The 21,877-nt window shown below is 61.0% G+C and carries 16 protein-coding genes and 2 pseudogenes; 6 read left to right on the forward strand and 12 right to left on the reverse strand.

All coding sequences use genetic code 11. The annotated features are described in order from the left end of the window. Positions 1 to 2: 2 nt before the first annotated feature. From AB4O12_RS17875 to AB4O12_RS17915, 9 genes and pseudogenes are all read right to left on the reverse strand, one after another. A complete protein-coding gene (locus tag AB4O12_RS17875; RefSeq protein ID WP_016773028.1) occupies positions 3 to 1,160 on the reverse strand; it encodes a D-alanyl-D-alanine carboxypeptidase family protein in 1,158 nt (385 codons plus the stop codon). A 187-nt stretch (positions 1,161 to 1,347) separates the two neighbouring features. Next, positions 1,348 to 2,356 (reverse strand): annotated as a pseudogene (locus tag AB4O12_RS17880) (septal ring lytic transglycosylase RlpA family protein). Beyond that, positions 2,356 to 3,366: a lytic murein transglycosylase B gene (mltB, locus tag AB4O12_RS17885; RefSeq protein WP_150638407.1), complete on the reverse strand. Its 1,011-nt coding sequence runs from the start codon at positions 3,364 to 3,366 to the stop codon at positions 2,356 to 2,358. The pseudogene AB4O12_RS17880 and the gene mltB overlap by 1 nt, the downstream one beginning before the upstream one ends. Positions 3,367 to 3,383: 17 nt before the next feature. After that, the gene (gene rodA / locus AB4O12_RS17890; protein ID WP_050977864.1) at positions 3,384 to 4,487 is read right to left on the reverse strand and encodes a rod shape-determining protein RodA; all 1,104 of its coding nucleotides are present in this window, start codon (positions 4,485 to 4,487) and stop codon (positions 3,384 to 3,386) included. Positions 4,488 to 4,518: 31 nt separating this feature from the next. Then, the gene (gene mrdA, locus AB4O12_RS17895; RefSeq protein ID WP_041477721.1) at positions 4,519 to 6,414 is read right to left on the reverse strand and encodes a penicillin-binding protein 2; all 1,896 of its coding nucleotides are present in this window, start codon (positions 6,412 to 6,414) and stop codon (positions 4,519 to 4,521) included. Between the two features lie 10 nt (positions 6,415 to 6,424). Beyond that, positions 6,425 to 6,892 (reverse strand): 23S rRNA (pseudouridine(1915)-N(3))-methyltransferase RlmH, encoded by a 468-nt coding sequence (gene rlmH / locus AB4O12_RS17900; protein ID WP_095181903.1) that lies wholly within the window; start codon positions 6,890 to 6,892, stop codon positions 6,425 to 6,427. Positions 6,893 to 6,901: 9 nt separating this feature from the next. Beyond that, the gene (gene rsfS, locus AB4O12_RS17905) at positions 6,902 to 7,396 is read right to left on the reverse strand and encodes a ribosome silencing factor (RefSeq protein ID WP_016773024.1); all 495 of its coding nucleotides are present in this window, start codon (positions 7,394 to 7,396) and stop codon (positions 6,902 to 6,904) included. A 72-nt stretch (positions 7,397 to 7,468) separates the two neighbouring features. After that, positions 7,469 to 8,191, reverse strand: coding sequence for a nicotinate-nucleotide adenylyltransferase (nadD, locus tag AB4O12_RS17910; protein ID WP_095181904.1), 723 nt, complete (start codon positions 8,189 to 8,191; stop codon positions 7,469 to 7,471). Then, on the reverse strand, positions 8,160 to 9,431 hold the full coding sequence (locus AB4O12_RS17915; protein WP_460059296.1) for a glutamate-5-semialdehyde dehydrogenase: 1,272 nt from the start codon (positions 9,429 to 9,431) through the stop codon (positions 8,160 to 8,162). Before AB4O12_RS17915 ends, nadD begins: the two co-directional genes overlap by 32 nt. Positions 9,432 to 9,608: 177 nt before the next feature. Here AB4O12_RS17915 and AB4O12_RS17920 point away from each other — a divergent pair, with 177 nt between their 5' ends. The 4 genes from AB4O12_RS17920 to AB4O12_RS17935 all read left to right on the forward strand — a co-directional run bounded on the left by AB4O12_RS17920 (position 9,609) and on the right by AB4O12_RS17935 (position 17,618). Next, on the forward strand, positions 9,609 to 10,334 hold the full coding sequence (locus tag AB4O12_RS17920) for a DNA-3-methyladenine glycosylase (RefSeq protein ID WP_056790657.1): 726 nt from the start codon (positions 9,609 to 9,611) through the stop codon (positions 10,332 to 10,334). A 153-nt stretch (positions 10,335 to 10,487) separates the two neighbouring features. Continuing rightward, the gene (locus tag AB4O12_RS17925) at positions 10,488 to 11,804 is read left to right on the forward strand and encodes a bifunctional DedA family/phosphatase PAP2 family protein (RefSeq protein ID WP_056790660.1); all 1,317 of its coding nucleotides are present in this window, start codon (positions 10,488 to 10,490) and stop codon (positions 11,802 to 11,804) included. Positions 11,805 to 12,125: 321 nt separating this feature from the next. Continuing rightward, entirely contained in the window at positions 12,126 to 14,078 is a 1,953-nt protein-coding gene (locus AB4O12_RS17930) for a hypothetical protein (protein ID WP_460059299.1), read from the forward strand. Between the two features lie 69 nt (positions 14,079 to 14,147). Next, positions 14,148 to 17,618, forward strand: a complete 3,471-nt coding sequence (locus AB4O12_RS17935) for a calcium-binding protein (protein WP_460059301.1) — start codon at positions 14,148 to 14,150, stop codon at positions 17,616 to 17,618. Between the two features lie 87 nt (positions 17,619 to 17,705). Here the strand turns inward: AB4O12_RS17935 and AB4O12_RS17940 are convergent, their stop codons facing one another. The 3 genes from AB4O12_RS17940 to AB4O12_RS17950 are packed head-to-tail and all read right to left on the reverse strand — an operon-like array spanning position 17,706 to position 19,385. Beyond that, complete coding sequence (locus AB4O12_RS17940) at positions 17,706 to 18,296, reverse strand: LON peptidase substrate-binding domain-containing protein (RefSeq protein WP_256810253.1); 591 nt, start codon at positions 18,294 to 18,296, stop codon at positions 17,706 to 17,708. A 10-nt stretch (positions 18,297 to 18,306) separates the two neighbouring features. Then, complete coding sequence (locus tag AB4O12_RS17945; RefSeq protein WP_460059303.1) at positions 18,307 to 19,023, reverse strand: LrgB family protein; 717 nt, start codon at positions 19,021 to 19,023, stop codon at positions 18,307 to 18,309. Beyond that, the gene (locus AB4O12_RS17950) at positions 19,023 to 19,385 is read right to left on the reverse strand and encodes a CidA/LrgA family protein (RefSeq protein ID WP_016773012.1); all 363 of its coding nucleotides are present in this window, start codon (positions 19,383 to 19,385) and stop codon (positions 19,023 to 19,025) included. Before AB4O12_RS17950 ends, AB4O12_RS17945 begins: the two co-directional genes overlap by 1 nt. 193 nt (positions 19,386 to 19,578) lie before the next feature. Here AB4O12_RS17950 and AB4O12_RS17955 point away from each other — a divergent pair. Both AB4O12_RS17955 and AB4O12_RS17960 read left to right on the forward strand, forming a co-directional pair. Then, positions 19,579 to 20,033, forward strand: a pseudogene (locus AB4O12_RS17955) (MaoC family dehydratase). A 102-nt stretch (positions 20,034 to 20,135) separates the two neighbouring features. Beyond that, positions 20,136 to 21,863 (forward strand): C13 family peptidase, encoded by a 1,728-nt coding sequence (locus tag AB4O12_RS17960; RefSeq protein ID WP_150638399.1) that lies wholly within the window; start codon positions 20,136 to 20,138, stop codon positions 21,861 to 21,863. Positions 21,864 to 21,877: the final 14 nt, after the last annotated feature.

Consider the following 21,877-nt stretch of genomic DNA (forward strand, 5'->3'; position numbering starts at 1 on the left):
AATCAGTTGAACAAGCCGTAGAAGAATAGACGGATGCTATCCCACATGCGGCGGAAGATACCACCCTCCTCGACGCCGTCCAGAGCGATCAGGTCAGCGCTGTGCACCACCTTGTCTTCCAGTTTGACTTCGACTTTACCGATCACGTCGCCCTTGGCGATTGGCGCAACCAGTTGCGGGTTCATGGTCATGCTGGCAGCGAGCTTCTTCAACTGGCCTTTTGGCAGAGTCATGGTCAGGTCTTGCGCCAGACCGGCCTTGACCTGGCTGGTGGTGCCTTTCCATACCGGCGCCTGCGCCAGTTCAGTGCCCTTCTGGTAGAAGGTCTGGGTTTCGAAGAAGCGGAAACCATAGGTCAGCAACTTCTGGGTTTCAGCGGCGCGAGCCACTTCGCTGTTGGTGCCGAACACCACGGCGATCAGGCGCTGGCCATCACGTACCGCCGAGGACACCATGCAGTAGCCGGCTTCATCGGTGTGGCCGGTTTTCAGACCGTCAACGGTCTTGTCGCGCCACAGCAGCAGGTTGCGGTTAGGCTGCTTGATGCCGTTCCAGAAGAACTCTTTCTGCGAGTAGATCGCATAGTGAGCCGGGTCTTCGTGGATGATCGCACGGGCCAGGATCGCCATGTCGTGCGCCGACGAGTAGTGCTCAGGGTTTGGCAGACCGGTCGGGTTCATGAAGTGGGTATTGGTCATGCCCAGTTCGGTGACGGTCTTGTTCATCAGATCGGCGAACGCGTCTTCGCTGCCGGCGATGTGCTCGGCCAGGGCGACGCTGGCGTCGTTACCGGACTGGATGATGATGCCGTGCAGCAGATCGCTGACAGTCACCTGCGAACCGACCTTGATGAACATCCGCGAACCGCCGGTGCGCCAGGCGTTTTCGCTGACGGTCACCGGGTCGTTTTCACCGATCTGGCCGCGACGGATTTCCAGGGTCGCGATATAGGCGGTCATCAGCTTGGTCAGGCTGGCCGGTGGCAGACGCTGGTCGCCGTTGTTTTCGACCAGCACATTGCCGCTGCTGGCGTCCATCAGAACGTAGGCCTTGGCGGCCAGTTGTGGTGGCGACGGCATCATCTCGGCCGCGAAGGCGGCTGGCGAGAGGAGCAGCGGGACTAGCAGACACAGGCGTTTGGCAAAGGTGGTGATGTTCATCCGTCTCTCGAAATCGCTAATGGAAACTTGCCCGAAGGCAAAACTTATTCAGACAGCCTTCTAACGGGCCATCGCGTGTTCAGTTGCTCACTCCAGTCACCCTTGCCGGGCTTTTGTTCTTCGACGAGCCAACAACCTGGTTCACCCCCCGAATACCGCAAGTGAACCGTCAATCAAGGTCTACGTGTTACTCGGTGACCACGCTGGGCGAACCCAGATTGGCCAGCCGCACACTGTTCTGCACCTGGGCGATCTCACCCGGCGAGCCGATCGGCCCCAGGCGTACCCGGTGCAGGGTCTGCTGATTGCGCACGATCGAGCTGATGAACACCGGCGCGCTCACCATCCCGCTGAGCTTCGACCTCAGCAGCTCGGCAGCGTCCGGGTTGGCGAACGCGCCCACCTGCAGATACTGGCCAGACGCTGGTGCAGAAGCGTTTTTTTGCATCGATCTGCACGGGCACCACGGCCGCGGCGTGTTGCTGCGGCGGCGGCGTCCATTGCTCGACGGTACCGGCCGACGCGGTGATGACCGGGGCGCTATTCTGCGCCACTTGCGGCTCATTGAGCATCAGCGGCGCCGGACGGCCCTTGGCCGCCCACCACTGCTGCGGATCGATGCCTTCGACCTTGACCCGTGCGGTGCCGGTTTCGGCATAGCCGAGCTTCTTCGCCGCAGCATAAGACAAGTCAATGATGCGATCGGAATAGAACGGCCCACGGTCGTTGACGCGCAGGATCACGGTCTTGTTGTTGTCCAGGTTGGTCACCCGGACGTAACTTGGCAGCGGCAAGGTCTTGTGCGCGGCACTCATGCCGTACAGGTCATACACTTCGCCGTTGGCGGTGTTCTGGCCATGGAACTTGGTGCCGTACCAGGACGCCGTACCCGAAGCCACGTAGGTCTTGGATTCCTGCAACGGAAAGTAGGTCTTGCCCAGCACGGTGTACGGGTTGGCCTTGTACGGGCCGGTGTGCAGGGTCGGTGTCGCATCCGGGATGCGCGAAACATCGACATCCCACCACGGCGCGCCGTCTTTGTGCGCGCGGTTGATGTCCAGGCCCGGTTGGGCGCGGACAGCGGTGGACGGGGTTTTCTGCGTCGGCGTGCGGCTGGTCGTGCAACTGGCGACCAGGACTGCCAACGCAGCGAAAGCCACCAGCTTCAGGGGTTTATTGTTAGGCAATGCCTGCATTACTTGACGCCCCGTGCTTGTACCAGCTGTTCAGACAGTTGATGTACGGCCATGGCGTACATCACGCTGCGGTTATAACGCGTGATCGCGTAGAAATTCTGCAGGCCCATCCAGTATTCAGGGCCGTTGTCGCCTTCGAGGCGAAATGCGGTAACCGGCATATCATCGCGCAGCGCATCATGACTTGACCAGCCCAGCGCCCGCAACTCTGCGACCGTTTTCACCGGTTCGATACCAGTAGTCAGGCCTTCATCAACCTGCTCGCCGCGTACATCGGCACGGCTGACCACCGGTTCGCCGGCGACCCAGCCGTGACGCTTGAAGTAGCTGGCGACGCTGCCAATGGCATCGTCCGGGTTGTTCCAGATATTGATGTGGCCGTCACCGTCGAAATCCACCGCGTAGGCGCGAAAGCTGCTCGGCATGAACTGCGGCAGGCCCATGGCCCCGGCGTACGAGCCTTTCAGGGTCAGTGGATCGACCTGCTCTTCGCGGGCCAGCAGCAGGAACTCACGCAGTTCCTTGCGGAAAAATTCGGCACGGGGAGGATAGTCGAAGCCGAGGGTCGATAAAGCATCGATCACGCGGAAATTACCGGTATTACGTCCGAAAAAGGTCTCGACGCCGATGATCGACACGATCACTTGTGCCGGCACGCCGTATTCCTGTTCGGCACGGGCCAGGGTCGCCTCGTGCTGACGCCAGAAGTCGACACCACGGGCGATACGCGCGTCAGTAATGAACATCGGGCGATATTCATTCCACTGCTTGACCCGTTCGGCGGGTTTGGAGATGGCGTCGAGAATCGACTGCTTGCGTTGCGCCTCGCGGAACACACCCATCAGTTGTTCACCGGCGAAACCGTAGTCGCGGGTCATTTCGCCGACGAATTCGGCCACCTGCGGCGAGCCTTCATAGTCGCCGGCCAGCGCTTCCTGCACGCTCCCCAGCAGGCCCACCAGGCCAACCAGCGGCGCGCATCGAGTCGCCCAGCCACGCATTACTTGCATTGCACTCTTCACCTTATTCAAACCTGTGCGATCCACTTGCGATGGGTATGGATCGACATCAAAACCCCAAACGCTGACAGCAGCGTCACCAGCGAAGTTCCTCCGTAGCTAATGAACGGCAACGGCACCCCCACGACCGGTAACAGGCCACTGACCATACCGATGTTGACGAAAACGTAAACAAAAAAAGTCATGGTCAACGCGCCGGCGAGCAATTTGCCGAACAGCGTTTGCGCCTGAGCGGTGATCACCAGCCCGCGACCGATCAACAACAGATAGATCAGCAGCAGCGCGCAAATCCCCACCAGACCGAACTCTTCGCCAAGCACGGCAATGATGAAGTCGGTGTGGCTTTCCGGGAGAAAGTCCAGGTGTGACTGGGTGCCGAGCAGCCAGCCTTTGCCAAATACGCCACCGGAGCCGATCGCGGCTTTCGACTGGATGATGTTCCAGCCGGTGCCGAGCGGATCGCTTTCCGGGTCGAGGAAAGTCAGGACACGCTGCTTCTGATAGTCGTGCATGACGAAGAACCACATCGCCACCGACACCGGCACCGCCGCCGCCAATACGCTGAGAATCCAGCGCCAGCGCAGGCCGCCCATGAACAGGACGAAGGCGCCACCGGCAAGAATCAGCAACGAGGTACCGAGATCCGGCTGGCGCACGATCAGAATGAACGGCACGCCGATCAGCATCAGGCTGATGCCGACGTGCTTGAGCTGCGGCGGCAAGGTGCGTTTGGACAGATACCAGGCGATGGTCGCCGGCATCAGGATCTTCATGAATTCCGAGGGCTGGAAGCGGATCACCCCGGGGATGTTGATCCAGCGCGTGGCGCCCATGGCGTTGTGGCCCATGATGTCGACGACGATCAGCAATATCACGCCGATCACGTAACCGAGCGGCACCCAGCGCGCCATGAAACGCGGTTCGAACTGGGCGATGACGATCATTGCCACCAGACCGATGCCGAAAGATGTGGCCTGCTTGCCGAGCAGATCCCAGCTCTTGCCGCTGGCCGAATACAGCACGAACAGGCTGCCGGCGGCGAGTATCAGCAGCAGGATCAACAGCGGGCCATCGATATGCAGTCTTTGCAGCAACGTCGCGCGGCGACGCATCACATCCTCGCTGGAGAGCATGCGATCGAAGTTATTCATCACGGGCCGGGGCCTCCGCAGTGATAGGGCTGGCGTACTCGGCTTTCAGGTGGCCGTCCTGGTCGAGCAACCAGGCGTCCATGACCTGGCGCACCACGGGCGCGGCAACGCCGGAACCGGACTCACCGTTCTCGACCATCACCGACACGACGATTTTCGGATCATCGGCCGGGGCGAAGCCGACAAACAACGCGTGGTCGCGGTGGCGTTCCTGGACCTTGGAGCGGTCGTATTTCTCGCCCTGCTTGATCGCCACCACCTGCGCGGTACCGGACTTGCCGGCGATGCGGTATTGCGCGCCGATCGCCGCTTTGCGCGCGGTACCACGGGCACCGTGCATCACCTGCTGCATGCCATGGTTGACCTTGTTCCAGTCGGACGGGTCGCGCAGGATGATGTTCGGCATCGGGTTTTCATCCACCGGTTTGACCCCGTCGAGGGACTTGGCCAGGTGCGGACGGTTCCAGATGCCCTTGTTGGCCACCAGCGCCGTGGCCTGGGCCAGTTGCAGCGGCGTCGACTGCATGTAGCCCTGGCCGATCCCGAGAATCAGGGTTTCGCCGGGGAACCATGCCTGTTTGCGCGTTGCCCGTTTCCATTCGCGTGACGGCATCAGGCCTGGGGACTCTTCGAACATGTCCAGCGAGACCTTCTGGCCGATGCCGAACTTGTTCATATAGGTCGACAGCCGATCGATGCCGAGCTTGTGCGCCAGGTCATAGAAGTAGGTGTCGTTGGAACGCATGATCGCCGTGTCGAGGTCGACGAAGCCGTCACCAGTGCGATTCCAGTTGCGATACTTGTGGTCGTAGTTGGGCAGCATGTAATAGCCTGGGTCGAACACCCGGCTCGAAGCCGTGACTACGCCGGCGTCGAGACCGGCAATTGCCACCGCCGGTTTGATCGTCGAGCCCGGCGGGTACAGACCGCGCAGCACGCGGTTGAACAACGGCCGGTCGATGGAATCGCGCAACTCGGCGTAGGCCTTGAAGCTGATACCGGTGACGAACAGGTTGGGGTCGAAACTCGGCTGACTGACCATCGCCAGCACTTCGCCGGTTTTCGGATCGAGCGCCACCACCGCGCCACGTCGCCCGCCCAGCGCGGCCTCGGCGGCTTCCTGCAACTTGATGTCGAGGCTCAGGACGATGTCCTTGCCGGGAATCGGATCGGTGCGTTTGAGCACGCGCAATACGCGGCCACGGGCGTTGGTCTCGACTTCCTCGTAACCGACCTGACCGTGCAATTCCGGCTCGTAGAAACGCTCGATGCCGGTCTTGCCGATGTGGTGGGTGCCACTGTAGTTGACCGGATCCAGCGACTTCAGCTCTTTCTCGTTGATCCGCCCCATGTAGCCCACCGAATGCGCAAAATGCGCGCCCTGCGGGTAATGCCGGACCAGTTGCGCGACCACTTCCACCCCGGGCAGGCGGAACTGGTTCACCGCAATGCGGGCGATCTGCTCTTCGGTCAGCTCGAACAGGATCGGCACCGGCTCGAACGGCCGACGGCCCTGACGCATGCGTTTCTCGAAGATCACCCGGTCCTCGGGCGTCAGCTCCAGCACCTCGACGATGACGTCGAGCACCTGTTGCCAGTCGCCGGAGCGCTCGCGGGTCATGCTCAGGCTGAAGCTCGGCCGGTTGTCGGCCACGACCACGCCGTTGCGATCGAAAATCAGCCCGCGCGTCGGCGGAATCGGCTGCACGTGGACGCGGTTGTTTTCCGACAGGGTCGAGTGGTACTCGTACTGGATCACCTGCAGGTAATACAGACGCGCGATCAGCACACAGATCAGCGCCACGATCACGATCGCACCGAACACGACACGGCTGCGCACCAGACGGGCGTCCTTTTCGTGGTCCTTGATGCGGATCGGCTGAGACATGAGGGCAGGCTTACTTGTGGTAAGGGTGGCCGGACAACACGGTCCAGGCACGGTACAACTGTTCGCCGATCAGGATCCGCACCAGCGGGTGCGGCAAGGTCAGCGGCGACAACGACCAGCGCTGGTCAGCGCGGGCACAGACTTCCGGTGCCAGCCCTTCCGGGCCGCCGACCATGAAGTTGACCGTGCGCGAATCCAGGCGCCAGCGATCGAGTTCGACCGCCAGTTGCTCGGTGCTCCACGGCTTGCCGTGAACCTCCAGCGTGACGACCCGCTCGTTGTGCCCGACCTTGGCCAGCATGGCTTCGCCTTCCTGGCGGATGAAACGGGCCACGTCGGCATTCTTGCCACGGGTGTTGAGCGGAATTTCCACCAGTTCCAGCGCCAGTTCGGACGGAAGACGCTTGGCATATTCATGCCAGCCTTCTTCCACCCACTTGGGCATGCGTGAACCGACGGCGATCAGGCGCAGTCGCACAGCAATCCCTTAGAACTGGTCTTTATTGAGCTTGGTGAAATGCTCGTGGGTGTTCTCCGGGCTGTGGTGCTTGGCATCGGCCGCACGGCTTTGCTCGGCACCGGCCCACAGGCGCTCCAGGTCGTAGAACTGACGCGCCGAGGCAGTCATCATGTGCACGATCACCAGATCGAGGTCGAGCAGTACCCAATCGCTGTCGCCCTTGCCTTCTTCGCCCAGCGGCTTGGCGCCCTGCTTTTTCACTTCCTCGCGGACCTTGTCGAGCATCGCGTTGATCTGGCGATTGGAGGTACCGGTGGCGATGATCATGTAGTCAGTGATGCTCTGCTTGTCGCGCACATCGATGATCTGGATGTCCTGGGCCTTGACGTCTTCCAGCGCAGCGACGGCAATCTTGACCAGTTCGTCGCCCTTGAGCGGCTCGTTGGTGTTGACGGCTTCCGGCAGTGGTGCGCTCTTGAACGTGCCTTTGCGCTTTACTTTCGGTAGATCTTTATCAGTCATATGTAACTCGTTTTGCTCATGTATTCGGCGGCTTGGGGATACGGTGATCCGTATCGGTGAAGCACGCCTTGTTCAGTTCGACGCACGGTACAGACCGTGCGCATCGATGTAGGCCAGGACCGCGTCGGGCACCAGGAAACGTACCGACTTACCGCTGGCCAGCAGTTGACGGATCTGGGTGGCGGAAACCGCGAGCGGTGTCTGCCAGACGAATGCAATCTGTCCGCTCGGCCCTTTCAGGGCCAGCGGGTCGCTCACCGAACGCGCTGCCAGCAGGTTGCGCAAGGCATCCGGCGGTTCGCTGTCGGCGTCCGGGCGCTGTAGCACCAGGATGTGGCAATGCTGGAGCAACTCTTCCCAGCGGTGCCAAGTGGGCAGGCCGCAAAATGCGTCCCAGCCCAAAAGCAGAAAAACCTGGGTCTCGGCGGGCATCTCTGCGCGCAGCGACTCCAGGGTATCGATGGTCCAGGACGGTTTGTCCCGCTGCAATTCGCGGGCGTCCACCACCAGCGGCGGCAATCCGGCCACCGCGCACTCGACCATCGCCAGCCGGTCCTGCGCCGACACCTGCGGCGTACCGCGATGTGGCGGCCGCGCGTTCGGCATCAGGCGCAACTCGTCCAGCGTCAGCGCTTCGACAACTTCCAGCGCGCCACGCAAATGGCCGATATGCACCGGGTCGAACGTACCGCCCAGCACGCCAATGCGTTGCGGGCGCGACTCGCTGCCGGTGTGCGGCGCTGTCAGGTCGAGGTCGGTCAAGTCAGACCGTCGCCTGGCCGCGCAACTGGCCATCGCCGACCACGATGTACTTCTCGCAGGTCAGCCCCTCAAGCCCGACCGGGCCGCGGGCGTGCAGCTTATCAGTAGAAATGCCGATCTCGGCACCCAATCCGTATTCAAATCCATCGGCAAAGCAGGTCGGCGTGTTGATCATCACCGAGGCCGAGTCGACTTCCGCCACGAACCGGCGGGTGTCAGCGAGGTTTTCGCTGACGATCGAGTCGGTGTGATGGGAGCCGTAATGGTTGATGTGTTCGATCGCCTGCTCCAGACCGTCGACCACGCGGATCGACAGAATCGGCGCCAGGTACTCGGTGTGCCAGTCGTCTTCGCCGGCCGCGACCGCTTCGATGATCGCCCGGGTGCGCTCGCAACCGCGCAGCTCGACGCCTTTTTCGCGGAACTGCGCGGCCATCGAAGGCAGGAAATCCACGGCAACGGCCTGATCGACCAGCAGGGTTTCCATCGCGCCGCAGATGCCATAACGGTAGGTCTTGGCGTTGAAGGCGATGCTTTGGGCTTTGGCCAGATCGGCGTGTTCGCTGACATAAACGTGGCAGATGCCGTCCAGGTGCTTGATCACCGGTACGCGAGCATCGCGGCTGATGCGTTCGATCAGGCCACGACCGCCACGGGGCACGATGACGTCGACGTATTCCGGCATGCTGATCAGCGCGCCGACGGCGGCACGGTCGGTGGTTTCCACCACTTGCACCACGGCGGCGGGCAGTTCGGCCTCGGCCAGACCGCGCTGAATGCACGCGGCAATCGCGCGATTGGAATGAATTGCCTCGGAGCCACCGCGCAGGATGGTCGCGTTGCCGGACTTCAGGCACAGACTGGCGGCATCGATGGTCACGTTCGGACGGGATTCGTAGATGATCCCGATCACGCCCAGCGGTACGCGCATCTTGCCGACCTGAATACCCGACGGACGGAAGCTCATGTCGCGAATCGCGCCGACCGGATCCGCCAGTGCAGCAACCTGACGCAAGCCGATGATCATGCCGTCGATGCGTGCCGGGGTCAGTTCCAGACGCTCCAGCAGCGCCGGCTCCAGACCGTTGGCGCGACCGGCAGCCAGATCCAGCTCATTGGCGGCGGCCAGCTCGGCGCGCGCAGCGTCCAGAGCATTGGCGGCAGCCTGCAAGGCGCGGTTTTTCTGCGCGGTGCTGGCGCGACCGATGACCCGGGAGGCAGCGCGGGCGGCGCGACCCAATCGGGTCATGTAGTCAAGAACGGACTCAGTCATGGTCTGCTGGGGTCTTGGCAAAGAGGAAAGCGGCAGATTATAGCTGTCGCGTCCCGGGACTAACAGCGGTGACGGGCGGATGGTCGAAATGAGCTGCGTTTGCCCGTCGTTCAGACGTAATTAAGCTCAGCGTTGTTATCATCACGACCTCTTGAGCCTGGATCAACCTTGCCCATCATGACCAACGTGCCCCTTTGCCCCGAGTCCGCGCGCCTGCCCGTGGGCCTGCCGGACAGTTTTTTCGACCGCGACGCCCAGGTGCTGGCGCAGGCGCTGCTCGGCAAAGTCATCCGCCATCGCGTCGGCGATCTGTGGCTGAGTGCGCGAATCATCGAAACCGAAGCCTATTACTGCGCGGAAAAAGGCAGCCACGCCTCGCTCGGCTATACAGAAAAGCGTAAGGCTTTGTTTCTGGATGGCGGCCACATCTATATGTACTACGCACGCGGCGGTGATTCGCTGAACTTCAGTGCGCAGGGGCCGGGCAACGCGGTGCTGATCAAATCCGCCTATCCGTGGGTCGATGAAGTGAGCGGTCCGGCGAGTCTGGCGCAGATGCTGCTGAACAATCCCGATGCCCAGGGCCGACCGCGTCCGACACAGAAGCTCTGCGCCGGACAGACCCTGCTGTGCAAGGCGCTGGGTTTGAAAGTGCCGATGTGGGACGCCAAGCGTTTCGATCATGAACTGTTGCTGGTCGAGGACCCGGGACCGCCACCCGCGCAGATCATTCAAACCACCCGGTTGGGCATTCCGCTGGGCCGTGATGAACACTTGATGTATCGCTTCGTTGACGCTGCGTATGCGCAATGGTGCACGCGGAACCCGCTGCGACGGGGTCAGGTCGAAGGCCGGGATTATATTTTGCTTCCCGTAACCGACGCCGCATCCGTCAATGAATGATGTCCCTCCTGTGGGAGCGAGCCTGCTCGCGAAGGGGTCGTGCCAGCCAACGCTTCTATCGTCTGACACAGCGTATTCGCGAGCAGGCTCGCTCCCACAGGTCAGCAGTCAACCGCGTAACAATTACTTAAAGAATGAATGGAGTTTTTCTGTATGGGCCCATGGCTCGATAGCATCACTGGATGGCTCGGCGCCAATCCGCAGTGGTTGGCCGCAGCGGTGTTCATCGTTGCGTGCGTGGAGTGTCTGGCGATCGCCGGGCTGATCGTGCCGGGCACGGTGCTGTTGTTCGGCGTGGCGGTACTGGCCGGCAGTGGCGCGCTGTCATTGAGCGAAACACTGTTGCTGGGCTTTCTTGGCGGCATTCTTGGCGATCTGATGTCGTATTTCCTTGGCCGCCATTTCCACCAGAACATCCGCCGCCTTCCCGGGCTGCGCCATCACCCCGAATGGATGGCCGGCGCCGAGTCGTACTTCCAGCGCTATGGCATCGCCAGCTTGCTGGTCGGGCGTTTCATCGGCCCGCTACGACCAATGCTGCCAATGGTCGCCGGGATGTGCGACATGCCCTTCCCGCGTTTTTTCGCCGTCAGCCTGTTGGCCGCTGCTGGCTGGAGCCTGGCTTATCTGCTGCCGGGCTGGGCCACCGGCGCGGCGTTCCGTCTGCCATTGCCTGAAGGGTTCTGGCTGGAGGCCGGGATTGTCGCCGCCAGCATCGCGGTGATGGTCGGCCTGAGCGTCAACAGCAGCGTGCGCCGCCATCGTCGCGCGACAATCTGGATCGGCGGCATGAGCCTGCTGATCCTGATCGGTCTGTTCATCGGCTATCCATACCTCACCGCGCTCGACAACGGCGTGATGACCCTGGTGCAGGAGCACCGCCAGCCAGCGCTGGACGAAATCGCCGTGACGCTGACCCTGATCGGCGAATTCCGCAACATGCTGCTGTTCAGTGCCCTGCTCGTCATTCTGCTGGTGCTGTGCAAGCAGTGGCGCCAGGCAATGTTCGCGGGCGCCACCATGTTGGTCACCGCAATGGCCAATACCGGAACCAAGTATTTTTTCGCCCGGGTGCGCCCGGAAGTGCTCAGCGATCCATTGACCACCTACAGCATGCCCAGCGGCCACGCTTCTGGCGCATTCGCCCTGTTCCTGACGCTGGGTGTACTCGCCGGACGCGGTCAGCCGCCGCGCATGCGCCTGACCTGGCTGCTGATTGCCTGCATCCCGGCACTCTCTATCGCCCTGTCGCGGGTGTATCTGGGCGCGCACTGGCCAACCGACATATTGGCCGGGGCGATGCTCGCCAGTTGCGTGTGTGCTGCAATGCTGTGGTTGAGCCAACGGCAGGCGTCCCTTAATGCGATGCCGTTCAAGATCTGGTGGCTGATCCTGCCATCGATGGTTGCTCTGTTCGGCTTCTTCGTACTGCGCCACTTGCCACATACATTGTTGCGTTACGCCTACTAAACCAGACAACTCACAAGCCAGATTTTTTATACGCCGCTCTTTCGGAATATTCCGACAAGAGCGGCGTTGATAACCTACGCAAACTTCCCCTCCTGCGGTTAACTTTCCTGGTTATAAAACCGACGTTTCCGCATTCCCAATCGACGCCAAACTAGCGTTACATAGTCCAGCCGGAACACGGTGGCGAAGTATTTCGCGCAACAGAAAATCCGTGAGTTCAATCCGCCCGGCTTGAGCACTTGCCAACAATCAATATTTATCCGGACCCGGCATTGAAGTTCTGCCGAGGCATTTATCAATTCATTCTTTGTCGAGTTATTCATGAGTCCAAAGATACCCCGCAAGACGCCTGTTACAACGCCGCATCAAACTGATCCGCACGCACCGGCACCACATCGCCCCTTGATCGATGCCAGCGCCGTTGAAATATCGAGAAGGACCGGTAGTCACGATCAGACGCTGCCCCCAACAACTTCCGGCAGCCCCCTCGCCGATGCAAACCCGAGACTTCCGGCGATCGAAATCTTCCAGTTACCGGCACATGGCGCTTATCGTTCTGAACATTCCACTTCAATAACCGATTACTGGTTGTCAGAGGCTTTTCTGCGTGGGATGAAGCCCGCTGACCCCGATGGATTTCGCTGGGTCGTTGGCAGAAAGTTCGTCGACGTCGAATATCAGGGCGCTTTGCAAACCACTCACGTCGGCGTGGATGAAACCGGCGCATGGCGCAGCAAGTTGCTGACCGAGCGCGTGCCCTCCGGGCCGCCTCTGTATAAAAACGCAGACAGCCCCACCTGGCGCCTGACCGAACAACCCGCGCCGAAGCGAGCGCGGCTCGCCCCCGCGACAACGCCCATCAATCAAAGCCGTTACAGTCCATCGGGGCGTTCGCCGGATGCTCAGGGTTACTACGAAATGCATCCGCTTTTTGCAGCGCGCACAGACGCCCCCCTGTTCGCCTTCAGGGATTCATTTGGCAATTTCATTCCGGTAGATCCTCCGTCGGGCGGATTCGCGGCGTCGCCGACCCACCTCAAACAGTGGACCGATCATGAGATCTGGCAGCTATATGGCTTGCAGGGCCAGGACATCGCGCGCTTTCGTGTCGAAGCTCAGGCCAGCGGCATGCCGCCACAGTGGGCACATCCCACAACCACCGGAAATCCGCTGACCGATCTGCTGCGCGACTCACTGCGCTGGCTGCATCCGCAGATGAGCCGTGCAGAGCGCGAAGCCTTTCTGCAATCGTTCAATCTGCTGCCCAGGCAATTGACCCGCTTGCAGCAGGAGATGAGCGACCATCTGGCGATTCCAGCCTGGGCACTGGCGCACAAGCGCCTGTTGGATGACATCACCCACCCGCAACGCTTTGAGCAATTGGCCACAGATGCGGTCGAGCAGCTCAACCTCAAGCACAATGCCCGCCACGACTGGTACGACGCCGAACAAGGCCTGACCCCCGAGGTCCGCGAAGCGCTGTTGAAACAGCTCGGTTACCTGCGCAACAAACACAATTGCCTGTATCGCACGGACATCCCGGCACTGTTTCGCGGTGACGAGCGCACGCCGTTCGAGCTGGCGAATGACGGCACCATGCTGCCCCGCTACCACCACGAACCCGGCGCCACCACGCACAAGCCGATCAGCGCGACGTTCAGTCTCGAGCAGGGCCAGATGTATGCCAGCGCCCCCGATCCCGCATACCTGCGCTTCAACAGCCAGACCCACAAATATCCGGGGCGCGACGCGGGTGACAGCAGCTCAGACAGCGGCGCAAGCGACGCCGATGATTCCAGCAGTTCCTCATCCGACTGGTCTGATCCTGAGAGTCCCGTCGCCTGGGATCACGAGCGGGGTTATCGGTCCTCACGCACGCGGCAGACAGAAATGTTCATGTACGCCCTCGACACGCGCAATCTGGAAGTCGTCCCGCACGAAGAGAACATGGCGTTCAATTCCGCTGCGCGTGAGAACCCGCCGACCTGGTTTCCCTCCGACGATTTCGAGGGGCTGATTTCGGTCACCCGCAGCGGAGTTCCAGCCGAGCGTATCTGGTTGCTGAACACAGACCTGAGCAAAGGCGCCAGGGTCGCAGACATCAAGGAACAGGCCGGCGCGGACGCTGAGCGCATCGAGGCGGCGACCCATGCCGGGCACGCCAACAAATTCCAATACGACCGACTGATCGACAAAGTGGAAGCGGCAGGACTGCCAATCCTCAGGCTGTCAGGCAATAAAAACGAGTTTGCATACGACATCGCCTGGCCCTGAACCGGGCACGCCCATACAACGCCGGAGAGGAGACCGGCATCCTCATGCACACCATTAAAGGATTAATACGTGTCGAAACTCATCGTCCCTGCGACCCATATCGCCCACGTTCGCGCACTTGAAGTTACCCCCATCGACGTCTCGGCGAATCCCCATGCGCCGCCCACCCATATGCGCAATCAGACGCAGGCGCCTGACATTGATCCGTCGCTTCGCAAAACCCTCAAAGCCCTGGACAAGCATCTGGGCCTGCTACGCATCGGTGAGATCATGATCAGTCGGGTCGAATTGCAAGCGCTGGGAGCGACCGTTGACGGTCAACCGGTCAGTGCGGCGAACGCCCACATCAAGAGCGTGGATCAGGCATTTCTCGACGGACTCAATTTTCAATCGGCGCAGGTACAGTCGCGCTTGCAGGCCGTGGATTTCCCAGACAATGACATGGCGGCAATGCTGTTTTACGAAATTGCCTGCAAGCGCTCGGTGGATGCCGGCCCACTGTTCATCAGTGATAGGCCGCTGGTTTCCGGCAGCGCCATGGATCGCCTCAACAAGCTGGGCAAGGCTGCGCAAAAGCTGGAAATCCACCGTGCGGACGCGTTTGAAAACACACCGGGCTGGATCAACAAGAGCAAAAGCTATTTGATGAGCGGCGCGGGAGTCGGCATGCAAGCCTTCGGCATCTACAGCAGCTACATGGCGCTGACCGATGCGATCAAGAAAGGCGAGGCACTGGAAATGCTGTACTACGGCGGATCCATCGCTGCAGAACTCGGCTCGCTGATCATCGAGCAGGGCCTGACCAGAACAGGCCAGGCGATGCTGACTCAGGGCAGCAACGTGCTGAGGGGTTTTGCGCTGACCTCAATCGGCAAATACATGAGCCGTGGTGCGGGACTGTTCGCCAGCGCGATTACCTTGCCGTTCGACATCGTTGACGCGATCAAATCCTTCAACGCCGCCGCCGCAACATCGGGCAAACAAGCTCAGGATCATTATTTCAGCGGTGCCCTGAGTGTAGCGGGCGCGGGTATCAGCCTGGTGCTGGGCGTCGCCGCGCTGGCCGGCTTCGGCAGCGTTGCCGGCCCGCTCGGCCTTGCGGCCGCTGCGCTGCTCATCGGCGGATCGATGATTTATCAGGCCGCCGGGGTCGTCGACGATATCGACGACTACATCGAACTGACGACACTCGAGCGTCTGCGCTCGGGATGGTTCGCCTTCACCGGCAGGGAACTGGACACCGAGGTGATGGATCGCTTCAAACTGTCCAGGCTTTACAGTGACTATGGAAAACAGCTCGAACTGTCGGCGAAAGACATGCTGGCCGGTGCTTACAAGGACTCCATCGCACAGGTCGTCAATGGCGCGTTTCGCGCTGAACTGCGCCCTGTCGAACTGTGGCGTTACCAGTGGGACGAAAGCGCCGGGCAGTTGCCGTTCAAACTCGACAGCCAAGCGGTGATCGTTGGCGGCGACGATGCAGTCGACGCGAGCCTCGGATTACCCGACAACCTCAAAGGCATGATCAGCGGCAGCCCAGGCGAAGGCAAAGGCGTGTTCTGGCGTCTGGGTGATGGCAACGACCGCGTGGTTGGCGTCAAGGCGCGGCCCAACCTCTTCACTTACCGCGACGGCCATAAGGCACTGACGGGCGGCGACACAAATGATGCGTTCTACCAGGAAGTCTCTGATCAGGAACTGGATCGATCGAGCAAACCGCCGCACATCAATGTGCTGGATGGCGGTTCGGGCAACGACCTGGTTGCGTTCGAAGGCGTCCGCCCGATTACCGACACGCGTTACATCGGTCACGACGTCAATCTGCAGACCGGCAAGGTCTCACTTCGCGGCCCGGACTCTGCGAACGACACCCTCGAAGTCGCCCATCTGACCTCCATTGAAAACGTTGCGACCTTGCGCAAAGGCACGAGCACTATCACGGGCAATGACCAGCCCAACCAGATTTCCGCCAACGGTTACGACCGCATCAGCGCCGGCGACGGCAACGACACGATCGCAATCACTGGTACCGAGTGCACGATAGAGGGCGGCGGCGGCGAAGATCGCTATTACATCGCCGACACCAATGCACGTACAACGATCATCGAGTGTGGCGACCATTCGAGCCTGATCGAATTCGGCTGGCCGATGGCGGTCATTCAACGCTGGCAAATCATCGGCACCTCACTGGTGGTCAATTCTTTGCGCGGCAGGGACGGCAGCGACCCCGACCATGTGCTGACCCTTGAAAACGTCTACCAGACAGTCAACGGTCAGCGTCAATTGAACAATGCTCGGTGGGTGTTCCGCACTCTCGATGGCTATGAACTGCGCGCGCAACTGCCCACTCGACCTGGTGAAGCGTTGAGTCAGGACATCGAGGTTGCCGTCACTGTCAGCGGACGGCCGGCACCCGCCCCGGCAATCGTCAACGGTGGCACGGTGGCGCTGGACGGTCAGGACGTGCAGCGCCACTTCGTCGCACGTACCGAGCACAGGGTCGAATTCGTCGCCACAGGCAACGCTACCGGCGCCCGTACGATTTACCTGGATTACCAGGACAGCGAGATCGTCGACGTGGTGGTCAGCTATGGCGTGGAATTGCGCCAGGGTGTTTCGGGCAATACGCACCTGACCTACAACAACATCAGCCTGTCGATTCTGCTGCCATCCAGAGTGCTGGCCTTCAAGGGCGTGATCCAGACGATTGCCGCCGCGACGGGCTACAGTGGCCAAAACAGCCTGAAGGTCACGACACCGCTTCTGGCCCGGGACATCGTGCTGGTCATGCAGGATGACGTTTCATACCGCGTGCAGGTGCCCGCGTTCGATTACCGGGACGACGCCAGAAATCCCGGCATCCGAGTGCTCAGCTCGCGGAGCTGGTTGAAGCGGCGCAACGGAAAATATCCATTCATCCGTCCGCTGGTCAGCGAGAAACCATCACTGGGCGCCCAGAACAGCAAAGTGGTCATCGAATCGCGGTCGCACACCGGGATTTATCTGCTCGAAGGCAAAAGCGCGACTTACGACGTCTATCTCGCCAGCAACAGCATCCTGCGTCTGGCCACACCGGGCGCTGCGGCAAAAACGGCCAATGCATCGAGATGGAATCTGTTCACCCGTACCCTGACAGAAACCGTCACGCGCGCCGACATTCAGCTCCAGGGCAACCGCCTGCGCATTGCCAGCGTCACGGTGGAGTTGCCGGACATCTTGGATGACACTCCGGTGGAGTGCATCGGTGTGGTGACGTCAGCCGGCAACATTTATGAAGTCTCGCTGCTGTTTGAGGTGTTGCAGCTGTATGTGATCGATGCTCGTGGCTACGCCAGTGTCGAGGCATTGCTGACGGATATCGACAAGCACAAACAGCGCCACGAACTGGCCGCGCGGGTCTACGTCACCCACATCGGCTACAAACCCGAGACAGCGGGCACGCTGGTTTACAACTCGGTGAGCAATCAATGGCGCCTGCTCAATGATCTGCAAGAGCGCGTCGACCGCGAAGGTCTGTTCATCCCGGTCAACATGAGCTGACGGTGCGCTGCCGGTTTCAACATCGTGCCAGGGTGGGCCTGCGCTGATCTTCGTTTGCGCCTTGAGTCATGCGTTTTGCAAGTGAAACTAGGCGAACAGTTCGCCCTGCAACTCGTCGAGTAATGCCTGGATCGCATCCAGCCGTTGCTGAGGGTCGTCGAGTTGCAGCAGATCGATCTTGTCTTCTTCGGCGAACGGCAACAGGTAGGCAAGCTGATTGGCCAGTGACTGTTGACCGGCGGCTTCAGTGCCCATGTCCAACGCTTCGACCATCGGGTGTTCGGCCAGCGCCTTGAGCAGCGCGACCAGATCGGCGTCCTCGTCCTGCAACGGTTGCTCGGGCTCATCGTCCAGCCATTCGACGTCGGCGACGATCAACTGATCGCGCTGCACTTCGGTGCGCAACACCGTGAAACGCCGCCCGCCCTGGACACGAATGCCGAGCAGGCCGTTGTCCTGTTGCTGGAAATCGGTGATCCGCGCTTCGCAGCCAACCAACGCAAAACCTTCTGGTGCCACACCGACTTCGTTGCCCTCCAGAATGCACACCACACCGAAACCGACGCCCTGCTTCATGCAGCGGCCGATCATGTCGAGGTAGCGCGCCTCGAAGATCTGCAGGTCGAGGTTGCAGCCGGGGAACAGCACCGTGTTCAGCGGAAAAAGCGGCAGACTCATAGACATTTCCTTACACCACCATCGACACCGCCAACGGCAGGAACACCGCCGTGGCCACACCCATCAGACTCATTGCCAGCGCGGCGAACGCGCCGCACTCATCGTTTTCCTGCATCGCCACCGCCGTGCCGACCGCATGAGCGGTCATGCCCAGCGCCATGCCGCGCGCTTCAGGGCTGTGCACGCCGAGGCGGGTCAGCAGCGTAGGGCCGAAGATCGCGCCGATGACCCCGGTGATCAGTACAAACACCGCTGCCAGCGCCGCCACACCGCCGATCTGCTCGGCAACCAGCATGGCGATCGGCGACGTCACCGATTTAGGCGCCATGGTCATCAGGATCATGTGATCGGCACCGAACCACCAGCCCAGCGCCACGCCCATGCCCGTTGCGACCACCCCGCCTATCACCAGCGTAGTAAAAATCGGCCAGAACAATTGCCGGATGCGGCGCAGATTCAGGTAGAGCGGCACCGCCAGCGCCACCGTGGCCGGCCCCAGCAGAATGCTGAGGATTTCGGTGCTCTTGCGGTACTCCGCGTAGGTCAGGCCGCAGCCGACCAGCACACCGATCACCAACAACATGGAGACCAGCACCGGTTGCAGAAAGATCCAGCGGGTTTTCTCGAACGCCGCCAGCACCAGTTGATAGGCACCGAGGGTGATGCCAATGCCGAACAGCGGATGGTGAATCACCGACGCCCACGCGCCTTGCCAGTCGAACAGCATCAGGATTCCTCCGCCGGCGGCGCGTGACGTTTGACCAGCCGCTGCATGAGCACGCCGGCAAAGGCCATCGACAGGATCAGCGAGACCACCAGCGCGCCGACGATCGCCCAGAAATCGGCGGCAATCGCCGTGGCATACACCATCACGCCCACCGCTGGCGGCACCAGCAGCAACGGCAGATAACGTAGCAGGCTGCCCGCCGCCTGATTCAGCGGCTCGCCGACTTCACCGCGAATGATCAGGAACACCAGCAACAGCAGCAGCCCGATGATCGGCCCCGGCAATATCGGCAACAGCAAATGATTGAGCGCCGTGCCGAGCAGTTGGAACAGCACCAGCAGGGTCAGGCCACGTAACAACATCTGACATCTCCGTCTTCTATTTCACCCAGCAGGGGCTCGGCATTATAAGCATGCCAGCGCTATGGACCGGCATTCGCCAAAAGCATGGTCGGTTGACCTGAGCAAATCGCCATGATGATCTACAGTGGTTCGCAGGCCGGTCAAATCCGCCCCCTGAAAAACTATAAAACCGATGAACCCAAGGAGAGTCTCAATGCCCTATGTTCCAGTTGCAGAGCTCAAAGATTATGTCGGCAAGGAACTTGGACGTTCCGAATGGCTCACCATCGATCAGGAGCGCATCAACCTGTTCGCCGAAGCCACCGGTGATTTTCAGTTCATTCACGTCGATCCGGTCAAGGCTGCCCAAACGCCGTTTGGCAGCACGATCGCCCATGGTTTCCTGTCGCTGTCGCTGATGCCGAAACTGATGGAAGACATCCTCGTGCTGCCCGAAGGCGTGAAGATGGTCGTCAACTATGGCCTGGACAGCGTGCGTTTCATCCAGCCGGTCAAGGTCAATTCGAAAGTCCGACTGAAGGTCGACATGGTCGAAGTGACCGAGAAAAACCCGGCCAGTGGCTGCTCAAGGCCACCGCGACACTGGAGATAGAAGGCTCGGACAAACCGGCCTATATCGCCGAGCCGCTGTCACTCTGCTTCGTCTGATCATCCCGGATGCGAAGCAGCGCACGCTGTTTCGCGTCACGTCTCTATATATGCGGCGCATAGCTGCGGCATACTCGGTCGCCTAATTGCCCGGATCCCGCTATGCGCTCAATCGCTCGACTTGCACCCCTTGCCCTGACCCTGATGCTCACCGCTTGCGGCGACGGCGAATCGCTGTTGCCGCCGGATGCGCGCCTGCCCGATGGCGGTCGCTATCGCGGTGAACTGGTCGACGGCTTGCTGCAAGGTCAGGGCCGCGTCGACTACCCCAACGGCAGCTGGTACGCCGGAGAGTTCGACAAGGGTCAGTGGCACGGGCAAGGCGAATGGCATGGCAGCAACGGCGAGGTCTATCGCGGCCAGTTCCAGCAAGGTCTGTTTGATGGACAGGGCAGCCTGAGCACCAATGCCAGCAGCTACACCGGTGGTTTCAAGCAGGGCCGGCGCGATGGCGAAGGTACGCTGAAAGAAAACGGCATGACCTATCGCGGCGAGTTCAAGGCTGACCAGTATTCCGGCCTCGGCCGTCTGGAAATGGACGACGGCAGCTCCTATCAAGGCCAGTTCGCCCACGGCAAACCCAACGGCGAAGGCCAGCGCGGCGATGCCAGCGGCAATTCGTTCACGGGCCATTTCGTCAACGGTCAACTGGAAGGCAACGGCACTTACAACAGCGCCGACGGCGATATCTACGTCGGCGGCTTCAAGAACAATCAATTGCACGGCAAAGGCCGCTACGAGAACGCCGACGGCGACGTCTGGCTCGGCCAGTTCAAGGAAGGCGCGCTGACCGGCAAGGGCGAACTGATCGGCGCTGATGGCAGCCATTACATCGGTGTGTTCAATGACTGGCGCTTCACCGGCCAAGGCCGTTTGAACCTCGCCGATGGCAGCTTCTACATCGGCGGCTTCGACAACGACAGCTATTCAGGACGCGGTACTCTGGTGCTGACCGATGGCAGCGTGCTCAGCGGCACCTGGATCAATGGCCAACGCGTACGCGACGCCGACGGCAAATTACTCCCCGACACCCTCGAACTCGGCTTGCTCGCCCAGGGTCGGTTGCTGGACGAGGCACTGGCGGCGATCCCCGCTTCGACTCCGGCAGTCGAGTTGTACACCCTGACCCTCGGTGGCGACGGCAAGCAAAGCGTGTTCCTGCGTGAATCCGATTACGTCGCCAACATGCTCAGTACGCGCTTCGGCGCCTACGGCCAGATCCGCCTGGTCAATCATCGCGATCATCTCGGCGACCGGCCGATGGCCACTCGCGAAAACCTGCGCCGCGCCGCGCAAGCCCTCGCCGAACGCAGCGGGCCGGAAGATCTGCTGTTCATTTATCTGACCAGCCACGGCACCGCCGAACATGAACTGGTGCTCGATCAGCCGCGCATGGAGCTGGCCGACCTGCCCGCCGATGAACTCGCCGCCGTGCTCGCGCCGCTGAAGCATCGCGACAAGGTCATCGTGATTTCCTCGTGCTATTCCGGTGGATTTATCCCGGCGCTGAAGGACGAACGCACGCTGATCATGACTGCCTCGCGCGCCGATCGGGTGTCGTTCGGTTGCTCGGAAGAAGCCAACTTCACCTATTTCGGCGACGCGCTGTTCGCCCAGGCGCTGAACCAGACCGACGACCTTGAGCAGGCATTCAAACTGGCCAAGGCCACCGTCGCCGAACGTGAGCTGGCCGACGGCTTCGAAGCCTCGGAGCCGCAGATCTGGGCGCCGAAAACCGTGCTGTCGCACTGGCAACTGCTGCGCAAACAGCAAGCACGTAAAGCTTTGCACAGCAGCGCATTGAACGACGCGGCGAAAAAAGGCAACTAAGCTGAACAGTATCA

Source organism: Pseudomonas sp. S2_A05 (genome assembly GCF_054668485.1).

Coding starts and splice junctions, on each gene's coding strand:
- AB4O12_RS17875 (WP_016773028.1), bottom strand. CDS start 1,160: ATGAACATCACCACCTTTGCCAAACGCCTGTGTCTGCTAGTCCCGCTG.
- mltB (WP_150638407.1), bottom strand. CDS start 3,366: ATGCAAGTAATGCGTGGCTGGGCGACTCGATGCGCGCCGCTGGTTGGC.
- AB4O12_RS17960 (WP_150638399.1), top strand. CDS start 20,136: ATGCGCTCAATCGCTCGACTTGCACCCCTTGCCCTGACCCTGATGCTC.
- AB4O12_RS17945 (WP_460059303.1), bottom strand. CDS start 19,023: ATGCTGTTCGACTGGCAAGGCGCGTGGGCGTCGGTGATTCACCATCCG.
- rodA (WP_050977864.1), bottom strand. CDS start 4,487: ATGCGTCGCCGCGCGACGTTGCTGCAAAGACTGCATATCGATGGCCCG.
- nadD (WP_095181904.1), bottom strand. CDS start 8,191: ATGGCCAGTTGCGCGGCCAGGCGACGGTCTGACTTGACCGACCTCGAC.
- AB4O12_RS17920 (WP_056790657.1), top strand. CDS start 9,609: ATGACCAACGTGCCCCTTTGCCCCGAGTCCGCGCGCCTGCCCGTGGGC.
- AB4O12_RS17915 (WP_460059296.1), bottom strand. CDS start 9,431: ATGACTGAGTCCGTTCTTGACTACATGACCCGATTGGGTCGCGCCGCC.
- AB4O12_RS17930 (WP_460059299.1), top strand. CDS start 12,126: ATGAGTCCAAAGATACCCCGCAAGACGCCTGTTACAACGCCGCATCAA.
- rsfS (WP_016773024.1), bottom strand. CDS start 7,396: ATGACTGATAAAGATCTACCGAAAGTAAAGCGCAAAGGCACGTTCAAG.
- AB4O12_RS17925 (WP_056790660.1), top strand. CDS start 10,488: ATGGGCCCATGGCTCGATAGCATCACTGGATGGCTCGGCGCCAATCCG.
- mrdA (WP_041477721.1), bottom strand. CDS start 6,414: ATGTCTCAGCCGATCCGCATCAAGGACCACGAAAAGGACGCCCGTCTG.
- AB4O12_RS17950 (WP_016773012.1), bottom strand. CDS start 19,385: ATGTTGTTACGTGGCCTGACCCTGCTGGTGCTGTTCCAACTGCTCGGC.
- AB4O12_RS17940 (WP_256810253.1), bottom strand. CDS start 18,296: ATGAGTCTGCCGCTTTTTCCGCTGAACACGGTGCTGTTCCCCGGCTGC.